A 250-nucleotide genomic window follows, 5' to 3' on the forward strand; every position below is an offset into this window, starting at 1 on the left:
ATTCATCCGTCGTCGGTTAGTTCGGGAAGGACTGGAAAGCCTAGAAAGCTTTGGGGTTTTAGATAGACATCATTTGTTAGATGGCGTTGAGGTTGAGCTTTTCGAGGTTGGGCTGGCGCTTGGCCTTGTAGTCGATCTCGCCGCTGATGGCACCTTTTATCAGGTTCTGCGCGGCCTCGGCCAGTTTTTCCGGGGCTACCTCTGCGTCGACAGCGCCGTCTTTCAGGGCGTCTTGGGCTTTGTTTTCCTT

The 250-nt window shown here is 53.6% G+C and carries 1 pseudogene; it reads right to left on the reverse strand.

The features are described 5' to 3' along the window. Positions 1-79 precede the first annotated feature (79 nt). Positions 80-250: pseudogene (locus tag ACFZPT_RS26820) on the reverse strand (hypothetical protein); the annotation flags it as partial.

The sequence above is a fragment of the Pseudomonas sp. MD330_10 genome, assembly GCF_042610415.1.
Lineage (GTDB): Bacteria > Pseudomonadota > Gammaproteobacteria > Pseudomonadales > Pseudomonadaceae > Aquipseudomonas > Aquipseudomonas rhodesiae.